This window comes from Mucilaginibacter sp., from assembly GCF_028288205.1.
Lineage (GTDB): Bacteria > Bacteroidota > Bacteroidia > Sphingobacteriales > Sphingobacteriaceae > Mucilaginibacter.
The window spans coordinates 81,809-102,267 of sequence record NZ_JAQBOD010000043.1; the positions used below are offsets into that span (position 1 = coordinate 81,809).

Annotated in this window: 18 protein-coding genes; 11 read left to right on the forward strand and 7 right to left on the reverse strand. The window is 39.9% G+C overall.

Going from position 1 to position 20,459, the window contains the following annotated elements:
* The first annotated feature begins 3 nt into the window (after positions 1-3).
* Positions 4-2,364 carry an endonuclease MutS2 gene (locus JWR23_RS10255; RefSeq protein ID WP_299515815.1) on the forward strand — a complete coding sequence of 787 codons (2,361 nt, stop codon included), beginning with the start codon at positions 4-6 and terminating at the stop codon, positions 2,362-2,364.
* 123 nt (positions 2,365-2,487) lie between these two features.
* Here the strand turns inward: JWR23_RS10255 and JWR23_RS10260 are convergent, their stop codons facing one another.
* Positions 2,488-2,952: a hypothetical protein gene (locus JWR23_RS10260; RefSeq protein ID WP_299515816.1), complete on the reverse strand. Its 465-nt coding sequence runs from the start codon at positions 2,950-2,952 to the stop codon at positions 2,488-2,490.
* A 107-nt stretch (positions 2,953-3,059) separates the two neighbouring features.
* Between JWR23_RS10260 and JWR23_RS10265 the strand changes: the two genes are divergently transcribed.
* Together JWR23_RS10265 and JWR23_RS10270 are read left to right on the forward strand one after the other, a co-directional pair.
* The gene (locus JWR23_RS10265) at positions 3,060-3,755 is read left to right on the forward strand and encodes a CoA transferase subunit A (RefSeq protein WP_299515817.1); all 696 of its coding nucleotides are present in this window, start codon (positions 3,060-3,062) and stop codon (positions 3,753-3,755) included.
* Positions 3,756-4,123: 368 nt separating this feature from the next.
* Complete coding sequence (locus JWR23_RS10270) at positions 4,124-4,780, forward strand: 3-oxoacid CoA-transferase subunit B (protein WP_299515818.1); 657 nt, start codon at positions 4,124-4,126, stop codon at positions 4,778-4,780.
* Here JWR23_RS10270 and JWR23_RS10275 read toward each other — a convergent pair.
* The 3 genes from JWR23_RS10275 to JWR23_RS10285 are packed head-to-tail and all read right to left on the reverse strand — an operon-like array spanning position 4,777 to position 7,108.
* The gene (locus JWR23_RS10275) at positions 4,777-5,412 is read right to left on the reverse strand and encodes a uridine kinase (protein WP_299515820.1); all 636 of its coding nucleotides are present in this window, start codon (positions 5,410-5,412) and stop codon (positions 4,777-4,779) included. The genes JWR23_RS10270 and JWR23_RS10275 overlap by 4 nt on opposite strands.
* On the reverse strand, positions 5,405-6,331 hold the full coding sequence (locus tag JWR23_RS10280; protein WP_299515821.1) for a LysM peptidoglycan-binding domain-containing protein: 927 nt from the start codon (positions 6,329-6,331) through the stop codon (positions 5,405-5,407). The genes JWR23_RS10275 and JWR23_RS10280 overlap by 8 nt, the downstream gene beginning before the upstream one ends.
* Positions 6,332-6,352: 21 nt before the next feature.
* Complete coding sequence (locus tag JWR23_RS10285; protein ID WP_299515822.1) at positions 6,353-7,108, reverse strand: DUF4905 domain-containing protein; 756 nt, start codon at positions 7,106-7,108, stop codon at positions 6,353-6,355.
* Between the two features lie 93 nt (positions 7,109-7,201).
* Between JWR23_RS10285 and JWR23_RS10290 the strand changes: the two genes are divergently transcribed.
* Entirely contained in the window at positions 7,202-7,681 is a 480-nt protein-coding gene (locus tag JWR23_RS10290; protein ID WP_299515823.1) for a DNA starvation/stationary phase protection protein, read from the forward strand.
* A gap of 32 nt (positions 7,682-7,713) precedes the next feature.
* Here the strand turns inward: JWR23_RS10290 and JWR23_RS10295 are convergent, their stop codons facing one another.
* Both JWR23_RS10295 and JWR23_RS10300 read right to left on the reverse strand, forming a co-directional pair.
* Complete coding sequence (locus JWR23_RS10295; RefSeq protein WP_299515824.1) at positions 7,714-9,192, reverse strand: hypothetical protein; 1,479 nt, start codon at positions 9,190-9,192, stop codon at positions 7,714-7,716.
* Positions 9,193-9,203: 11 nt separating this feature from the next.
* Positions 9,204-10,058, reverse strand: a complete 855-nt coding sequence (locus JWR23_RS10300; RefSeq protein ID WP_299515825.1) for a hypothetical protein — start codon at positions 10,056-10,058, stop codon at positions 9,204-9,206.
* Positions 10,059-10,201: 143 nt separating this feature from the next.
* Between JWR23_RS10300 and proS the strand changes: the two genes are divergently transcribed.
* The 4 genes from proS (at position 10,202) to JWR23_RS10320 (ending at position 14,495) form a co-directional block, all read left to right on the forward strand.
* Positions 10,202-11,674 carry a proline--tRNA ligase gene (gene proS / locus JWR23_RS10305; protein WP_299515826.1) on the forward strand — a complete coding sequence of 491 codons (1,473 nt, stop codon included), beginning with the start codon at positions 10,202-10,204 and terminating at the stop codon, positions 11,672-11,674.
* A 194-nt stretch (positions 11,675-11,868) separates the two neighbouring features.
* Complete coding sequence (locus JWR23_RS10310; RefSeq protein WP_299515827.1) at positions 11,869-13,008, forward strand: cystathionine gamma-synthase; 1,140 nt, start codon at positions 11,869-11,871, stop codon at positions 13,006-13,008.
* 217 nt (positions 13,009-13,225) lie between these two features.
* Positions 13,226-14,017 carry a TIGR02757 family protein gene (locus JWR23_RS10315; protein WP_299515828.1) on the forward strand — a complete coding sequence of 264 codons (792 nt, stop codon included), beginning with the start codon at positions 13,226-13,228 and terminating at the stop codon, positions 14,015-14,017.
* A gap of 115 nt (positions 14,018-14,132) precedes the next feature.
* On the forward strand, positions 14,133-14,495 hold the full coding sequence (locus JWR23_RS10320; protein ID WP_299515829.1) for a DUF5655 domain-containing protein: 363 nt from the start codon (positions 14,133-14,135) through the stop codon (positions 14,493-14,495).
* Positions 14,496-14,853: 358 nt separating this feature from the next.
* Here JWR23_RS10320 and JWR23_RS10325 read toward each other — a convergent pair whose 3' ends face one another.
* Positions 14,854-15,912, reverse strand: a complete 1,059-nt coding sequence (locus JWR23_RS10325) for a nucleoid-associated protein (RefSeq protein ID WP_299515830.1) — start codon at positions 15,910-15,912, stop codon at positions 14,854-14,856.
* A 75-nt stretch (positions 15,913-15,987) separates the two neighbouring features.
* On the opposite strand from JWR23_RS10325, the gene mnmE reads away from it, so the two are divergent.
* The 3 genes from mnmE (at position 15,988) to JWR23_RS10340 (ending at position 20,238) form a co-directional block, all read left to right on the forward strand.
* Positions 15,988-17,349 (forward strand): tRNA uridine-5-carboxymethylaminomethyl(34) synthesis GTPase MnmE, encoded by a 1,362-nt coding sequence (gene mnmE / locus JWR23_RS10330; RefSeq protein WP_299515831.1) that lies wholly within the window; start codon positions 15,988-15,990, stop codon positions 17,347-17,349.
* A 581-nt stretch (positions 17,350-17,930) separates the two neighbouring features.
* Positions 17,931-18,530 carry an RNA polymerase sigma factor gene (locus tag JWR23_RS10335; protein ID WP_299515832.1) on the forward strand — a complete coding sequence of 200 codons (600 nt, stop codon included), beginning with the start codon at positions 17,931-17,933 and terminating at the stop codon, positions 18,528-18,530.
* Between the two features lie 451 nt (positions 18,531-18,981).
* Positions 18,982-20,238: a FecR domain-containing protein gene (locus tag JWR23_RS10340; protein ID WP_299515833.1), complete on the forward strand. Its 1,257-nt coding sequence runs from the start codon at positions 18,982-18,984 to the stop codon at positions 20,236-20,238.
* Positions 20,239-20,459: the final 221 nt, after the last annotated feature.

Sequence of the window (20,459 nt, forward strand, 5' to 3'; positions counted from 1 at the left end):
AAAATGCTTTACCCTAATAATAGTATTGATAAGCTGGGATTTACCGAGGTAAAGGAATTAATAAAAGCACATTGCCTTAGTGTTATGGGTCAGCAGATGGTTGACAAGATACAGGTAATGAGTAATTACGAGCAAATAAGCAAGTTTTTAAGCCAGGCCCATGAGTTTAAAAATATATTGCAAAACGATGCTGCTTTGCCTATCTATAACTTTTTTGATATTAAATACCTGGCTAACAAGGCCAGGCTTGAAGGCGCATTTTTAACCGAAGAAGAATTTTACCAGGTATTGGCATCGTTAACCACTGTATTTGCGGTTATAGCTTATTTTAATGAGCGCGAGGGCCAGTATCCAAACCTGGAGGCGCTGTTTGAGCACTTGCCCATTGAAAAAGCGATAATTAAAAAAATTGAACAGGTAATAGATCCTAAAGGAAAGATAAAGCCTAATGCATCGCGTGAATTATCAGACATTACTTCGGGTATTGCAAAAGCCGAGCAGGACGCCCGTAGAAAAATTGACCAGATATTTAAAAGCGCATCGGGTAATGGCTGGACAGCGGATGGATCATTAACCATACGGGATGGCCGCCTGTGTATTCCTTTATTAGCCGAAAATAAGCGAAAGCTAAAAGGTTTTATTCATGATGAGTCAGCATCCGGGCAAACCGTTTATATGGAGCCCGAGGAGGTTTTTACGCTGAATAACAAGATACGCGACCTGGAGTTTGAACGCAGGCGCGAGATAGTGAAGATATTAACCGCGTTAACAAACGAATTAAGGCCGTATGTGCCGCTTTTATTATCATACCATAGTCTGCTCACCAAATTAGACTTTGTACGCGCCAAGGCCCTGTTTGCCATTGATATTGAAGGCGAAATGCCACAGGTGATAAACGAAGCTAAGCTAAAGCTGGTTAATGCCCGCCACCCCTTATTGTTCCTGAATTTTAAAAAGGAGCATAAAACAGTGGTACCCCTAAACCTGCAAATTGACGAACACGCACGCGTAGTAGTAGTATCCGGCCCTAACGCAGGTGGTAAATCTGTTTGTATGAAAACTGTGGGGTTACTACAGCTTATGGTGCAGGCCGGCTTATTAATTCCTGCTGATGAGGCCAGCGTTGTAGGCGTGTTTAAACAGTTTTTTGTTGATATTGGCGATGACCAGTCTATTGAGAGCGATCTGAGCACATATAGCGCGCACCTTTCTAAAATGAAACATTTTGTAGAGCAGGCCAACGGTAAATCATTAATATTGATAGATGAGTTTGGAACAGGGACCGATCCGCAATTTGGCGGGCCGATAGCTGAGGCTGTGCTGGAATCATTAAATCATAAAAAGGTTAAAGGAATGGTTACCACGCATTACTCCAACCTGAAAATATTTGCAGGCCATACAGAAGGTATTGAAAATGCATCCATGCTGTTTAACAATGTAGAAATGAAACCGCTTTATATTTTAGAAGTAGGTAAGCCCGGCAGTTCATACGCGTTTGAGATAGCTCAAAAAATTGGCTTGCCGCAACAGGTGCTTAACCTGGCTAAAAACAAAATTAGCGCAGGGCAAAAAAATGTAGATACGCTGCTGGTTGGTTTGGAACGCGAAAAGAAGGAAATACTGGATACCCGCGTTAAGCTGGATAAACAGCAAAAACAAGTAGATATACTATTAGCCGAAAACGAAAAACTGAAAAGCTATCTCGAAGAAAATAAAAAGGTATTGATACGCGAGGCAAAAGATGAAGCCAAAAATATCATACTAAATGCTAATAAGCTGGTTGAAAATACCATAGCCGAAATTAAGAGCAGTAATGCCGATAAAGAAAAAACAAAGGACCTCCGCGAAAATCTGAACCGGGAATTGCAAAAAAATACTGTAAAAACAGAAGTTGCTAAGCCAGCTGTAACCGAAGATGAATTGAAAGTAGGTGATTGGGTAAAACTGGTCGACTCTGAAACTACCGGGCAGGTAATTGAAATAGCAAAAGATAATGTTATTATAGCCATTGGCGATTTGCGTACGGTGGCTAAAAAGAAGCGGGTACAAAAAGTGTCTAAATCTGTTGTGCCAAAAGAAGTCAGGCGAAGCATGAACAGCCATACCGGCGATATAGCCAGCTTTAGCCCCGAAATTGATGTACGCGGTATGCGTACCGAGGATGCTTTAGGGGCTATTGAGCGATTGTTTGACCGCGCGCTAATGATGGGCTTTGGTAATTTAAAAATACTGCATGGCAAGGGCGACGGCATCCTGCGCAAAATGATAAGGCAGTACCTCAAAAAATACGACCAGGTGGACCGCCTGGAAGATGAACATGCCGACAGGGGCGGAGATGGGATTACTTATGTATATTTTAAATAATAGCAGAATTTACGAAGTTTTAGAAACTTTGTAAATCTTTAAATCAACATTGTTGCAATTATTCTGCTATAGCCCTAACGAATAAGTATGTAGCAGGTGTAGCGCTACGCTACACCCATATTATTAAGTTTCTACATGATACCTGTCATCTTCGCTATCCTCGCCAACTTTCTGCTGGTCGGGTATTTCATTAGGTCCGGGGATGTTAGGTTTGGCATTGCTGTTGCCATCATTGTCAGCCGTCCCCTCCTGATAACTTTGCTGATCCTGAGCTTTAAAGTTGTTATTTTCAGGATGTTCTTCAGATGGCTCTGTACGCCTGAAATATTCGTTACTATAGCCCGCGTTTTGTGATGGATTGTTCTTATCATCGCCGGATGGTGTAACGCTGTTTGCACCAAAGTTTTCACCTCCCATTGGCTGGCCCTCTCTTATGGGTTTGGTTTTGTTATTGCCTGCCATGCTTCTTATCAGGTCCTTTTCTTCAATGTTTTTATCGTCATCTACCCGGTAGGCGTTGGGTTTATTGGAGTTTTGTTCTGAATGATTGTTCTTGTCATTCAAAAATGCATCATCTTTATACAACATAACTTTTGTTTTTATTGGTTCATTCTATAATTATTATAATGCGCAGTTTTTATAATTGTTTTTGTGTGCTGATGATTTAGTAATTTTACCCGTATCAATTATATCCCATGAATAAAGTTTATAGCAATGCCGATGAAGCCATAGCAGATATTGCCAATGGCATGACCCTTATGTTGGGCGGATTTGGTTTATGCGGCTTACCCGAAAATTGCATCGCTGCATTGGTTAAAAAAGGAGTAAAGGAGCTTACCTGCATATCAAACAACGCCGGTGTTGATGATTTTGGCATTGGTCTGATGTTGAAACAACACCAGGTTAAAAAAATGATATCTTCCTACGTGGGCGAAAATGCCGAGTTTGAGCGCCAGCTGCTTAGCGGCGAACTGGAAGTTGAACTAATACCACAGGGTACCTTAGCAACGCGTTGTATGGCAGCCGGTTATGGCATGCCCGCGATTTTCACCCCGGCCGGTATCGGTACAGAAGTAGCCGAGGGTAAAGAGGTGCGGAATTTTAATGGTAAAGATTATTTAATGGAAATGGCTTTCGATGCCGATTTTGCAATTGTAAAGGCCTGGAAGGGCGATAGCATGGGTAACCTAGTATATCGCTCAACCGCCCGCAATTTTAACCCGGTTATGGCAATGGCCGGAAAGATTACTATTGCCGAAGTTGAAGAACTGGTTGAGCCCGGCGAATTGGATCCGGATCATGTACATACGCCGGGTATATATGTGCACAGGATATTCCAGGGAGTGAATTATGAGAAAAGGATTGAACAGCGGACGGTTAGAAGTAAATAACCATTATGTACATTGCGAGTACCCACCAACCCTGGAAAAAACTGTAATGACGTATACAAAAAAGAAATTATATAAAACGCGTTGTCATTTCGACGAGGAACGAGGAGAAATCTTAAACGCCAGGCATGGTTGCCTAACAGGGTGTATAAAATCTCTCACTATCGTTCGAGATGACAATTTTAATTGTATTGATAACCAATAACTTACCATCACGTCATTGCGAGAACGAAGCAATCTCTACAAAGGATATTCAAATGGATAAATCTCATTTGGCGATAGCCAGCACGATCACTCCGTACATTGATTAGTAAGTGCAGAGATTGCTTCGTTCCTCGCAATGACGCATTTATAGAATTTAAAAAGAAATAATGCTTGATAAAACAGGAATAGCAAAACGTATAGCTAAAGAAATAAAAGACGGTTACTATGTTAACCTCGGCATAGGCATACCTACGCTGGTGGCTAACTATATCCCGCAAAGCATGGATGTAGTGCTGCAATCAGAGAATGGATTGCTGGGCATGGGGCCATTTCCGTTTGAGGGCGAGGAGGATGCAGATGTAATTAATGCAGGTAAACAAACTATTACCATGCTGCCGGGCTCGGCCATATTTGATTCGGCTATGAGTTTTGGGATGATACGGGCACGCAAAGTAAATCTGACCATATTAGGCGCCATGGAAGTGTCGGAAAATGGAGATATCGCTAACTGGAAAATTCCCGGTAAAATGGTAAAAGGAATGGGCGGGGCCATGGACCTTGTAGCATCAGCAGAAAACATTATAGTAGCTATGCAGCACGTAAACAAGGCAGGCGAATCTAAATTATTACCACAATGTACGCTTCCATTAACCGGGGTTAATTGCGTTAAAAAAATAGTAACAGAATTAGCTGTACTTGATGTTTTACCCGGAGGTGGATTTAAACTACTGGAACGTGCACCAGGAGTAAGTGTGGAAGAAATTAAAAATGCTACTGCCGGTAAACTGATAATAGAAGGCGAGATACCAGAGATGGATGTTTAACTAAATATTTTCGTCCTTAATTCTTTTGATATTTCTTTGGTAACAGCTAATATTCCTGCGGCGGTTTGCGTGTTGTTAACAATGATTTTATGGCAGCAGTCTTTATAAGGCAGCAAGAACTCTTTGTAGGCAGGTACAACGTGGTTTATCCATTTATACATCACATCATCGTTAGAGTAGCCACGCTCCAGCAGGTCGCGTTTTAAACGACGTTGTAAGGCAATGTCTTCATCCGCGTCAACAAATATTTTCAGGTCGAACAGATCAGCAATACCCTTAAAGTGTAAAATAAATAAGCCTTCTACAATAATAATTGGTGCCGGTTTAATCTCCAGTATTTTTGGTATGGCGTTGGTGTTATTAAATGTATATTCCTTTTTGTAAATAACTTCACGGTTCAGCAATTTGCTAACATCCTGCTCAAATTGCTCATAATCAATTGTACGGGGCAGATCAAAATTATATAGTTTGTTTTCTTCCGCGGTCATGTTATGGGCCACAGGTATATAATAATCGTCTTGTGATAATAAGCAAACCTCATCAGGTGTAAAATGATCAAGGAAACGGTTTAAAAAAAAAGTCTTTCCAGAGCCGCTTCCGCCGGCAATGCCAATAATATAAGGTTTATTCATTAGGAACACCGTAGCTTATATTTACATGAATACGTTTATCCAATGCGCCAATAGATTCGGCTACATTTTTTGTAAATATAATAACAACATCCTTAGTTGTTTCGCTATCAGTGATGCGGCCAACTACTTTGGCAAATGTAGTACGGTTAGTCATCGGGTTGGTGATCTTTATAACTGTACCAATAGGAGCGGTACGGTGTAATGCCAGCTTTTTACTGGGGTCAAGGCTGGCATCGTCTATCCAGGTAGCTACGCCTTTTTCGTTCTTTTCAAATAAACCATATTTATTTGCATTTATTCTATGCTCTATAGCATTACTACTATCCTGTGAGGAGGCATACGAGGTAGAGTCGCGTTTTGCCACAGGGCGTACTATAACAGGCGGCGGTACATCGGCAGTGCCTGATTTTACCTGTATTATCTGCCCCGGAATTACAGTTGTTGAAGTTAAGCCATTAAGTTTAGTTATATCCTCAACAGTCGAGTTAAAACGTTTGGCTATGGCATAAAGAGTCTCTCCGGCTGATACTTTGTATTGTTGCGTTGTTGAACCATTATTTGCCGGAGCTTCGGTTGATGCAACTGGTTTTTGTACAACAGTTGCCGAAGGGGTAGTTTGCTTGGATTGCTGTACAATTGCAGGTTTTGTTGATTCTAAAAATGACCTGTCTGTTGGTACCTTAATAATATTGCCAATTTTTAAAGGGGCATTATTGTTAAATTGTATAATAACACCCGGTTTTACATTGTAACGTCTGCCTATAGAGTAGTAATTATCTTTTGGATCTAATTTATGCAGTATCACTTTTTTTCCATCAAGGTTTTCAATACCTACAGAATCCGGTAACATGGGTTTTGCAAAAAGAGATAGTGAAAGTGTTAGTAAAGGAGTAATGAACAATAAATTCTTTAATTTCATAATAAATTCTTATACAGTAATTTATAGGTTTAAAACCTTTAATTCTGATTTGTTTTTAATATAGATCAGCGAGTTTTTATACATGATAAACGACTCAGGCTGCATTTTTTGTATATCCTCGTTTAATAAATCTTCATACACAAGATCCGCCCCATCTATAATATACAAGTGTTGTTTTAATTGTCCGGTGTTGAAGGAGTGCAAAGATACAATTCTTAAATTATTGTGTTCAAGGTAATGTATAATGTTTCCATAAGGCTTAATTGGCAGGTCCTGGTTTAAGTAGGATGGAGGTAAAACCTGAGGCACTGTAATATAATTAACCGGCTCAATATCAATTAATGGCTCGTATTGCCTGATCATTGCCCCGGTTTTAATATCCGTTAAAAATAATTTTTTAGGTTGTATTTGAACATTATAAAGCACCGGCCCGTTTACCGACAAATGATCGAAAGCGTAAGTATAGTTACTCCAGCAGATCGCCCCTTTATTATCGATAGCAATAACTCCTTTATGTACAGGAGCTTGTTCTGATTGATAATTGTGCAATAATAGTATACCATCATAACCCGCCTCTATACCGGTTAACCACCGCTCGGGTGCAGACACGTTATTGAAATTAGTTTTACCGTTTGAGAGATCAACCGAAGTAAATGAAACATTTTTATCCTCGCTATTTCTTATTTCCAGGAAAATCGTGTCGGTTAAACTATCAATTTCCATGCGCCAGATCACTCCGCTTAGCTGCTCATTAATGAAGGGTAATAGCATCGTCATAAGGATGCAAATATGCTATTAAAAACAAAAAATAGTGGTATTTACTAAACAAAGGTATAGTTATACCTGTTGATTCACAATAATCTTAATATCATGAACGCAAAAGAAATAAGTCTCAAAGAAGGCAAAGTAAAGCCTGTTGTTGATCATTTAAATGATCTGCTGGCCAATTATCACATCCATTATCAAAAGTTAAGGGGCTGCCATTGGAACGTTAAGGGCAAAAGCTTTTTTACTTTACATATTAAGTTTGAAGAATTATATACAGAGGCACTTGTTACTATTGATGAGCTGGCCGAAAGAATTCTTACTTTGGGCAAAGCGCCTTACAGCACTTTTGATGATTATATTAAAACATCATCAATAAAAGAAATTGATACTATTGGATTAAAAGATACGACAATGGTAAAAGCCCTAATTGATGATATGGCTAAACTGATTGAAATGGAACGTGAATTATTGGAAGTAACTGCCAATTCCGGCGATGACGGCACCAATGATATGGTAAACCGCTTTATGCAGTTTAAAGAAAAGAACACCTGGATGTTGCGCTCATTTGTTGATGAGGATTAAGTATAAAATCTACTCAATAAACAAGAAATATGCTAATATCTATATCCAACGGTTACAAATACATTATTGTTAGTTCCATTGGCGCTTGCAGTAGGTGTTAACGTGCCAACATCGTAAGGAGTTATAGTTTGCGACCCGGTAACATGCATATAAGCGGCATCTACATAATAACTGCCAAACCGGTAACCTAAACCTGCAGTTGCGGTTTTGGTTTGTGTTCCGTTTGTTTTTAAAGGGCTGCCTTGTATACCATAACCACCGCGTAAAGCTACAGCGCCTATTAATTTAATTTCGGCACCAATATGCGCATTAACAGTTGCATGATAATTGCTTTTTATAATTCCGTTATCGTAATCTGCAAGGTAATTATCATTACTGCTGATGTGGGTAGTGCTATAATCAATATATTCAACATCGCTGCTAATAAAGCCGTATTTGCCAAAAAATACAGATAAACCGCCTGATGCTTTTAATGGGGTGCGCATTTTATAAGTTAATGGGTAATCGGCAGGGCCGTTTACATAGCTTGTTCCATTATTAAAATTACTTACAAGACCTTCACTGTACGAATCATCTACGGTTATATATGTTGGCGTAGTAACAGTAGCGCCTAACCGTACATTTTCCAGTAACTTATAGATAAAGCCAAATTTTGCATTAAATCCTTCGCCTTTGGTTTCCTGGCTTTGCGTGTAGGTAGAATTGAAGTTTCTGTCAACACCTGTGGTGCTATTACCTTCAAGTACAGAAGCGGTGCCAGTTTCATTGAAATTATTTACTGAGTTATATCTCAGTTGGGTAATGCCTATACCCAAACCAAGATATAGTTTGTTGCTGTAATTGGCACCAAGTGATAGATCTAATCCTGATTGGCCGCCAGACTTTGTGATGTTATTAAGCTGGTTTACGCCCGCATAAGCATTGCTTTTATAGGTAGGAGTTGTGGTGCCTCCATACAGGTCAATCAGGTTTTGGCCATAGGCCCAGCCCTGTAATGTTCCGTCGTCTGCGCCACTTGAATTGGCAAGGCCTGCATAATAATCGTTTATGGAGCTATTGCTGTTTTTAGCGCCATAGCTAATACGCTCATCAAAGTTATTTGTACGATTATAACCCAAACCAAAATTAAGGCTTAACCAACCTTTGGTTTTGTCCTGTCCGCTTGGGGTATTTAGCCGCGAATAGAATACTATGGCGGCATTACTTAAATTCAGATTGTTTTTACTTGCAGTACCAGGTTGATTTAAATAAATTGAATTAATCTTCGAGCCATCAAACTCGGGGGTCAGGCTAACTTCAGACATGGTGAAGAAACCCAAACCTGCCGGATTTCCACTAACCGAGGTCAAATCTCCGCCCACAGCAGTACCGGCGTTGCCAATTCCCTTTATACGGGAGGTGGAGCCGGTTCCAAATGTTGAATAGCGTATAGCATCCTTTGCATATTGGGCAAAACTGCTCTTACTAATTGCTATTAAAGCAACTATACATAGTATATATTTAAATTTCATAGATAGCTAAATTAAGGCCTAACGGGTCTGCCGCCACCACCGCTGCTCCCTGAACTGCTGCTAGAACTGCTTGAAGTATTAGCAGGAGCCGGGCTCGGTTGTGAAGCACGCTCAACAACTTGTTGACTGGCCGGCCTTACATCTTGCCTGTCGGTACGTACAGCACGTGTATTGTTATTGGTAGTACCGGTACGGGCAACTGAAGTATTATTAGGCCGACCGGGATAAATTGTATTGGTGCCATTATTGGCATAACCACGGCGATTGGAACCGGCTATACCGTTTGATGGATTTCCTGACCCTGAATTAGCTTTACGAAAAGTTAATCCTGAACCACCTCCCGCAGATGTAGAGCGGGAATATTGCCTTCCATGATGGCGCCCGCCACCGGTATATAAATAATTAGTATAGATAGACCCATAGCTAAAATCATCATATCCGCCAAAATTATTATAACCGTAATCAAATGGTGAATAAACCCCAAAATCGTAAGGTGATGGTTGGAATGGAGAGTAGGAATTATTATAATTGGTATTGGCGCTTATATTATAATTATTGTAAGTGTTGTAAGGAGTATAGCCATAGTAAAAGTCGTCATCATAATCAAACGGCGTAAAATAACTAAAACGGCTTATGCGCGACGCGTAATCACCATAGTAGTAATAATCGTCATCTGCTTTATAATTGTTTTGTTTGGATTGATAGTTATTAGCATCGGCATATTCTATGTTATCGCCGGCAATTGCCTTTGTAAAATATACATCATCACCGGTAGTTGGTGAATTAGCCAATTTATTACTGACGGAGCAGGAACTCAGCACAACGGCACTGATAAAAACGATTCCTTTTAAAAGGTTCCTTTTCATATTTCTTAGGTATAGATCGGTTTTTACCAATATAGATTGATTTTTCAGGGTATAGTTTAATTTGCCCGCTTTAATAACGTATAAATTTATAAATTTGACCACAATTATAAGTAATTAAACAGTCAAATTCTATTTCATAAACAATGAGCAAAGGCGTTATTAGTAAAGATGAAGATTATTCGCAATGGTATAACGATCTGGTAATTAAAGCAGATATGGCTGAATACTCGCCGGTTAGAGGCTGTATGGTCATTAAACCCTATGGCTATTCTATATGGGAGAAAATGCAGGCCGTACTGGATAAAATGTTTAAAGAGACCGGTCACAGTAACGCCTATTTTCCATTGTTTATACCCAAATCTTTTTTTTCCAAAGAGGCCAGCCATGTTGATGGCTTTGCTAAAGAGTGCGCGGTTGTAACACATTATCGCTTGAAAAATGATGGTAACGGTAATATTGTTGTTGATGAAGATGCCAAGTTGGAGGAAGAACTGATTGTTCGCCCGACATCTGAAACTATTATATGGAACACCTATAAAGGCTGGATACAATCATACCGCGATTTGCCTATTTTGGTTAACCAGTGGGCCAATGTTGTGCGGTGGGAAATGCGTACCCGCTTATTTTTACGTACCAGTGAATTTTTATGGCAGGAAGGCCATACCGCACATGCTACTGCCCAGGAAGCTATTGCAGAAACTGAACAAATGCTGAATGTATATGCCGATTTTGCAGAAAACTGGCTGGCACTACCTGTTATTAAAGGAAGAAAAACTCCTAATGAGCGTTTCGCAGGTGCATTGGATACCTATTGTATTGAAGCATTAATGCAGGATGGTAAAGCCCTGCAGGCCGGAACATCTCACTTTTTAGGTCAAAATTTTGCTAAGGCATTTGATGTAAAGTTCACTAACAAGGAAAATAAGCTTGATTACGTTTGGGCGACCTCATGGGGAGTGTCTACCCGTTTAATAGGTGCGTTAATTATGGCGCACTCTGATGATGCCGGATTGGTATTGCCACCAAAACTGGCGCCTATACAGGTTGTTGTTGTGCCCATTTATAAGCATGATGAAGAATTAGAGAACATATCTGCATACGTAACCGCATTAACAAAAGCGCTTAAGGCAAAGGATATATCAGTTAAGTTTGATAAACGCGACACCCATCGCCCCGGTGCTAAGTTTGCAGAATATGAGTTGAAAGGTGTGCCTTTGCGTGTAGCTATTGGCAGCCGCGATATGCAAAACGGAACAGTTGAACTGGCCCGCCGTGATACCAAAACAAAAGAAACTGTTAACCAGGAAGGTTTGGCTGAACATATTGAAGCATTGCTGGAAGAAATACAAAACAACATTTATCAAAAAGCTGCAGCATTCCGGACTGATAATACAGTTGAAGTTGATACTTATGAAGAGTTTAAACGCCTCCTTGACGAAAAGCCGGGATTCTTATCAGCTCACTGGGATGGTACGCCTGAAACAGAACAAAAAATAAAAGATGAAACTAAGGCTACAATACGTTGTATACCTTTAGATAATAAATTGGAAGAGGGTAAGTGCATCCTTACGGGGAAACCGTCAACGCAAAGAGTGCTGTTTGCAAGAGCCTATTAAGCCCCGGGGCCACTGAAGGTAAAATAGAGAATAGAAGAATAAAATATTGGGTAGTGCCACTAAAACGCCCGTCATTGCGAGGAACGAAGCAATCTCTACATAGGACAGTCAATGTGCATATTGATTAGCGAGTGCAGAGATTGCTTCGTTCCTCGCAATGACGCTTTTTTTAACTGTAAATAAAAAGTATCACCATGAAATTCGCAACAAAAGCCATACATGCGGGTCAGGAACCTGACCCAAGTACAGGGGCGGTAATGACACCGATATACCAAACGTCTACCTACTGGCAAAAATCGCCGGGCGATCACCAGGGGTATGAGTATTCGCGTGGTACAAATCCTACCCGTAAGGCTTTGGAAAATTGTTTGGCAGCTTTAGAAAATGCCAAATTTGGTTTGGCTTTTTCAAGTGGCATGGGTGCTACCGATGCAGTAATGAAATTATTACTGCCCGGCGATGAAGTTATTACAGGTAATGATCTGTACGGCGGCTCATACCGTATGTTCACTAAGATATTTGCCAATTATGGTATTAAGTTCCATTTTCTGGATATGTCAAACCCTGATATTATCCGGGAATATACCAATGCTAACACTAAACTGATCTGGATAGAAACGCCTACCAACCCAACCATGCAGATAGTTGATATTGCGGCTGTAGCTAAGATCGGCAAAGAAAAGGGTTTGCTAACTGTTGTAGATAATACCTTCGCGTCACCATACCTGCAAAATCCAATTGACCTGGGTGCTGATATTGCGATGCACTCGGTAACCAAATATATTGGTGGCCACTCTGATGTGGTGATGGGGGCGTTAATGCTTAATGACGAGGACCTGTATAAGCGTCTTTGGTTCATCTATAACTCCTGTGGTGCTACACCGGGGCCAATGGATAGTTTTTTGGTACTGCGCGGCATTAAAACCCTGCACCTGCGCATGAAAGCGCATTGTGAGAATGGCCGAATCATAGCCGAGTTCCTGAAAACACATCCCAAAGTTGATAAAATATACTGGCCGGGCTTTACCGATCATCCTAACCACGAAATTGCCAAAAAGCAAATGCGGGATTTTGGGGGCATGATAGCTATCACCCTAAAAGATGCCGATCTGAAGGAAACATTCAGGATTGCCTCATCATTCAAAGTATTCGCATTAGCCGAATCATTGGGTGGAGTAGAGTCGTTAATTAATCACCCGGTTACTATGACGCACGCGTCTATACCCAAAGAGGCGAGGGAAGCAGTTGGTGTAGTGGATAACCTGTTACGTTTAAGCGTAGGGGTTGAGGATGTAGATGATTTGTTAGATGATTTGAGGCAGGCATTGTCATAAACCAACTAACCAACACGTCATTGCGAGGAACGAAGCAATCTCTTAATTTGCTAATCAATGTCCCCAATGGTCGTGCTGGCTATCGCCAAATGAAATTTATCCTTTTGAATGTCTGTTGCAGAGATTATTAATGTTATTATTGTTTTTTAAAGGTATTAATGAGCTCCCTTTGGTCGGTTGTCTTCGTTCCTCGCAATGGCGCTTATTTATAAGTTAAATGATTGAAAATCTAAAAGCTTTTCTCGACGCTAAGGTTCTTCAATACAACCAACCTGGTTTTATTGCTAATGACCCGATTTGCATTCCGCACCTGTTCACCAAAAAGCAGGATATTGAGATTATGGGCTTTTGGGCCGCAACGCTGGCCTGGGGGCAACGCGTCACCATCATCAATAAATGCAAAGAGCTGATTGCTTTGATGGACGGAGCGCCCTATGATTTCATCATCAATCATGAAGAAATCGATCTGAAAAAACTACTCCATTTTAAGCATCGTACTTTTAATGATATTGATACGCTGTATTTTATAGCGTTCTTTAGATATCACTATACAAATCATGAATCTTTAGAGTCGGCTTTCATACCCGCCGACGGTAATTACTCCCCCTTTAGGGGATTGGGGGGCTTTCGCGATTATTTTTTTTCGTTGCCGGATTTTCCGCATCGCACTAAAAAACATGTATCCTCACCATCACAAAAATCTACCTGTAAGCGGCTAAATATGTTTTTACGCTGGATGGTACGCAAGGATGATTGCGGTGTAGATTTTGGTATCTGGAACCATATTAAACCATCAGAACTAATAATGCCCTGCGATCTGCATGTCGACCGGGTGGCCCGAAAGCTAAACCTCATCACCCGCAAACAAACTGATTGGCAAACGGCCATAGAGCTTACCCAACGCCTGCGCGAGTTTGATCCTGTTGACCCGGTTAAGTATGATTTTGCGCTGTTTGGATTAGGGATAGAAGAGCGTTGGGGTGTTAATGAAATTATTTCGATATTGTAACAAATATTCCATGTCATTTCGAAGCGTAGCGAGAAATCTTAAACGCTTTATAGGTCGCTTGTCTAAGATTTCTCACTCGTTCCTCGTATAGAAATGACAACTATATATTTACGTTATGAAAGAAGAAAGACGAATAACTGAATTTTTAGCTGGTAAATCAGATCATACGCTTGCGCTCTATAATCATTTTATCAGAGAGTTTGAAAAGATCGGTACCATATTGGTAGAACCGACCAAAACCATGATAGGCATATCTAACGCCCATAAACGTATTGCTTGGGTAACGCAGTTGGGTAAAAATTTTATCCATGTGGTATTTCCATTCAGGCATCCGTATGAGGATAATTTATGCTTTCAGAAAGTAGGGCAGGTACCCGGTCAGCAACAGTTTAATCATCATTTAAGGGTGTTAAATGCTGAGGATATTAATGAGGAAGTGCTCGGGTTTATGCGGTCAGCGTATAGCGAGGAGAAGTAATTATAAGTCTCATCAAATTTCCTTCCATCTTTAAGCTATTCAAACTTGTTTCATTAAGGCTTTTCTCCACTATTTATAAGTAGCTTTTTTATAGATAATTATGTGGTTTTTAAGTTACAGTTTACTGACTTATAAGTTGTTACACAAATCTTGTTACACGGTTCATAAAATCAATTAATTGCAATTAATTGATAACCAATAAAATAAGTAAAAATCACACATAAAAATACTGACTTAAAAGTTGTTACATTTTGTTACATTACTTTTTCACAAACAACTGATTGTAAGTATATTAAGTCAAAATCTTGTTTCACTTGTTACATTTTGTTTCACATTCGCGTGAAACAAGCAATAGCCATTATTGCTCCTCCTTAAAAAACACCTTGTAATAATTCATCGCTTTATCATCGTCAAAGCCTTTCTCAATCAGTTTGTTATCGCCGTGTATATAAATATGAAAGTTCTTATCTAGCTTTAATACCGATTTATAAACACGTGCTTGCTTCTTTACGGCATTGTTTGATATCTCGAACGTATCGCCAATCTTGGTATCAAATTCGTCCTCGTATTGGTTCTTAAAGGTTTTGAAAGATTCAATCGCTTTTGGGTTACTGATAACCTCGCCGGCAAACTCGTCCATATCAAAGGTTTCCTTCTCTTTAAAGTACTTAATCGAGCGGTTAAGCAGGTCTATTTTATCAGCCTTGGTCATATCAAACCCCTCGTCAATTTTATTGGTGACAAAGTTCTTGTAGATGCCTAAAGCATTACTGGTTTGATTATAGCTGTCGTTGCGTATTTTAAGCTGTAAAAAGTCATCTTTCCAATAAACGGCAGCCTCTTGCCCGCGACTGTTATTGTCAATAACAACCACTTTATAGCCGTTCTCTTTTTCAATATTAAATATCAGGCAGCCTTTATCCAGCTTGTTAATGTTGATGGCATTTTCTTCATAATCAACAGCGAAGCCACCTTTTTCGGGATAAACCTTTAAGTAAGTTTCTTTGTTTTCTGATTTGAAAATGCCGATAGCCTCCAGTAAATTACCTTCAATCTGCACATTTTTAAAATACACCACATATAACTCGCCCGATTTTATTTTAGGGTGATTAGCAACCTTGTACAGGTACTTAGCTATCTGTTCAGACATGTCATGAAACTTCTCTTTATCGTCGAATATCTGTGTGGCAAAGTGGTGTATTTCATTAAGCGTCAGGTCGCCGCTGCTGTGCATCAGGTGGTAAACCTCTACCGATTTTTCGAACGGAGTTAAAAAATACTGCTTAAGCAAGCTGGAAATCAACTCGTCTTTTAAAACAAGCGGATGATCAGACAGGGCATACATTTCGCTTTGCGACTGGTTACCAACGTGATGTACAGAAATTGTATCGAGCGAAGCTTCAAAAAAAGTTACCATAATTGAATCGCAATTTAGTTTTTTTACTTTATGGTTATAACTATTGTTGACGGTAATTTGCGACCTTTGCCCGCAATGACTAATACAGAAGAAACCATTGTTGCACTTGCCACCCCAACCGGGATAGGTGCCATTGGGGTTATACGCCTGTCGGGCCCGGATGCTATAACAATTGCCGATAGCATATTTAAGGGTAAAGATCTGACCAAACAACCATCACACACTATCCATTTTGGTAATATAGTTGATGGTGATGCTATATTGGATGAGGTATTGGTTTCATTATTTGTAACTCCAAAATCATACACCCGCGAAAACGTGGTAGAGATTTCCTGCCATGGTTCTGCTTATATATTAGAATCTATTATAAAGCTGCTCATTAAGCGCGGCGCAAGGTCTGCCAAGCCCGGCGAATTTACCTTGCGGGCCTTTATGAACGGACAAATGGATCTTTCGCAAGCCGAAGCCGTTGCCGATCTGATCGCCTCCAACTCGAAAGCATCACAGCAAGTGGCCTTACAACAATTGCGGGGAGGGTTTAGTAATCAACTGCAAACTTTGCGGGATCAATTGGTGCAATTTGCCTCATTGATAGAGCTTGAACTTGATTTTGCAGAAGAGGATGTAGAATTCGCTAACCGCGACCAGCTAAAAAAACTGATCTATGAAATTGTGCGGGTAATTAGCGCGTTGATACAATCGTTCGAATTAGGAAACGCCATTAAACAAGGTGTAAACACCGTTATCGCCGGGAGGCCAAATGCCGGTAAATCAACCCTGTTAAATGCCCTGTTAAACGAAGAGCGCGCCATAGTAAGCCATATACCCGGCACAACACGCGATACTATAGAAGAGGTATTAAATATTAATGGCATAAACTTTAGGCTGATAGATACTGCCGGAATACGCGAGGCTACTGATGCTATTGAAAAAATAGGGGTAGAGCGCACCATGGAAAAGATAAATCAGTCGGCACTGTTGGTTTATGTTTATGACGCGGCGCAAATTACCATTGAAGAACTAAACAGCGACTTAGAAAGCCTGCAACGCCCCGATGTTACTATGCTTGTTGTCGCAAACAAAGCCGATCTGCTAACACCCGAACAACTCAGCGCTTTACCTCATTCACAAGCCATTATTATTTCGGCAAAGGAGAAAACGCATATAGATGAGCTTAAATCAAAGATATATCACTCTGCAGTAAAAGATCAGCTGGACGTAAACGAAATGCTGGTAACCAATATACGCCATTTGGAAGCCCTCCAAAAAACAGAAGAGGCCCTGGCAAGGGTATTGAACGGAATAGATACCGTAACTTCCGACTTCCTGTCAATGGATATTAAACAGGCACTTCATTATCTCGGCGAAATTACAGGCGCGGTTACTACTGATGATCTGCTTGAAAATATATTCAGTAAGTTCTGTATCGGCAAGTAATTGATTGTCAGATACTTGCATGTACTATCATATAGTCGTTTAAACCAGGTCTTTGTTTCATTTGTTTGTATATGACAGCAGATATTTCGTTAATTTTTCCGAGTGGTTTGTAAATGTTATTTTCTCAGTCAGAAATATTCGGAATATTCAATTTTACAGTGAAGAGAATCCGTGAGCAGAGGCCATGCTATTCGCCGTATCTGTTTAACTATAATTCTACTAACACTTTTAACTGGCGTGATTCCTGCTGATGCTATTATCGGAGTTATCAAAAGTTTTTACGTTACATCAAAGCCAATTTGCCTTATATTTATTAGTAATTTGGGATCTAATTGCCCAAAAGAAACTATACCTAAGATTTTCAGGGGCCTAAGACGGGTATTTTTACTCTTATCGGCGTTATCAGACGGTTTTACGCTATATCGAAGCCAATCTATCCTTATATTCATTGTTAATTAGGATTTAATTGCCAAAAAAAGCTATACCTAAGGTTTTTAGGTGCTTAAGACGGGTATTTTCAGGTAAAATCCTTAACATTGCCTAAAGATACCCCAAATTAACTGGTGCGGGAAGGTAAAATAATGGCTATAAAATCTCTTGTAAATGAACGTACCTTGTTGGTTAAGGTAGCTGAAGGCAATGAACGTGCATTTAAAGAGCTGTTTGATTTTTATTATAATCCTTTAGGGGAATATGTATTTAGACTAACTAATTCCATAGCCATTTCCGAAGAGATTGTTCAGGATACTTTTATTAAAATATGGCTGAAAAGAGAAACCCTGGCGGAACTGAAAAGTTTTAGTAATTACCTATTCATTGTTTGCCGGAACCAAACTTATGACCAACTTCGCAAAGTTTCCCACAAGCATAATATGCAAAAGAAGATCGAACAATATTTTCAGCAGGAGTTGGAAACCGAACCTGCTGAGGCCCCTATTGATCAGTACCGGATACTGATTGATAATGCTGTTGATAGGTTGCCTCCGCAGGCCAAGAAAGTTTATTTGTTTAGCCGTCATGAGCGGCTTAAATATGATGAAATTGCCATTCTTTTGAATATATCGCCAGAAACGGTAAAAAAGCATATTCAATATGCTGTTAATTCTATTAAGAAAGATGTTTATGCAAAAATTGATATGGGAATCCTGCTGATTCTGATCAGCCCTTTAATACGGAAGTAAGTGACATCTTTTGATGGCTCTTCTAATAAGATTCATAGTTACTATTGGCATAAGGTAATGAATTGCCGATGCTGAATAGCCAGAACCGGATCAGGCTTAAAGCACGCAAACTTTATTGCGAGAACACCCATTGTGACGGAAGAATAGCCCTGCAACCCGGTGGTAACAGTTGAGTGAAAACATGCACTCATAAATATTCCCCTAAGTAGTTATACCCCGCTCTGTTTCATACGCTATCAACCTGTTAAAGAGTGAATATTGAGCGTAAGCAACATTACAGTTTTCTTATTTTGATCATTGATCAAAATTAATATCAAAATTATTTGATCAGTTATTTGAGGTAAACAACAACGGAATTAATTTTTTTTATTTTTCCACTACCCCCTTTTTTTGAGGCATACGTCTTTAGGCAAGTAGATAACAAAAGCTGTTTAAGTTATAAAGGGAAATAATGCAACAAACCAGACTAGAATTCTTATTTCACCAGCACTTTAACAAACTGGCATCGAGCGATGAAGAGGAGGAATTTTATTTACTTATTGAACGGCATTCAAATCGCCTGGAGGTTCAGGAATTGATGGAACAATACTGGAGTACTTTTACGCCAGGGGATAATCTATTTTCTGAAGAAGATAGAGCACGTATATTTCAGCGTATTATCGGAGATAAAACTGAACAGTCTGCCGACAGTAATTTGAAAGAAGGTTCCCGCAGTCGTATCTACCGACTGGGGGGTAAAAGATGGATCGCTGTTGCGGCATCTTTGCTGTTGATAATTAGTTCAGGGCTATTATTTTATAAGTTATACTACACTAAATTTGAAAACGAGCATAATACCGAAAAGATTCCTATTGGTCGTCATACTGCAACCTTAACCTTCGCCAATGGGAATACGATAAATTTGAGTGACACAAAAAGCGGAGTAGTCATTGCGGCATCAGGCTTGAAATATAATGATGGCAGTTCGGTTGAGGATACTTTGAATACGCAAAAGGAAAAAGTTAGTGATAATGTGCAAACTAAAGCTGAACAGCTCCTGGTGGCCAGTACACCTACTGGCGGAACCTACCAGATTGTATTGCAGGATGGTACCCATGTATGGTTAAATGCGGAAAGTAAGCTGGAGTTTCCAGCCAGCTTTGCAGGATTAAAGCAGAGAATAGTTAGATTAACCGGAGAAGCATATTTTGAAGTATCTAAGCTTCAAATGGACAAAAAAGGTAAGGATGAGGGCCGGAAAATTCCTTTTATTGTGTCTACTGCTGAACAAAAGGTGGAAGTTTTGGGCACCCACTTTGACATTTCCAATTATGCTGATGAGCAGAGTACCCGCACTACTTTAATGGAAGGTTCGGTTAAGGTCTCTGCTATTGGCTCTTCTGAATCGAAGTTATTAGAGCCTGATCAACAGGCGATTTTGAACCGTTCAAACCAAATTTATGTTCACGAAATAGATGCCCAATCAGTTATAGACTGGAAGAATGGAGAGTTTGTGTTTAATGAAGAATCCCTGGAGAGCATTATGCGTAAAGTGAGCAGATGGTATGGTGTGAAAGTGGTTTTTACGAATGCCCAGATTCGGCAGCAGCCTTTTAGCGGCGGTGTTTCGCGTTTTGGGAACATATCTCAGTTAATTTCCGTACTGGAATCCACTAAACTGATCAAATTTAAGGTTGAAGGGAAGCAGCTCACCATTAGCCCTTTTTAATAAGGTATCATGAAAAACAAAATAATAATTAAAAATTACTTAACCCGCCTGTCTTTGTCAGAAAAGACGGGCTTAAATCAACAAACAGATGAAAAATAGAGCACCATAATTTGAATTCATTAATGGTGGCGCAGATAAAAAAAACCGCAACTCAGGGTCGAATCAGAGTCACGGTAATGCCTTATCCAATGCCAAAAAATTGAGGAAACAACTATTTAACA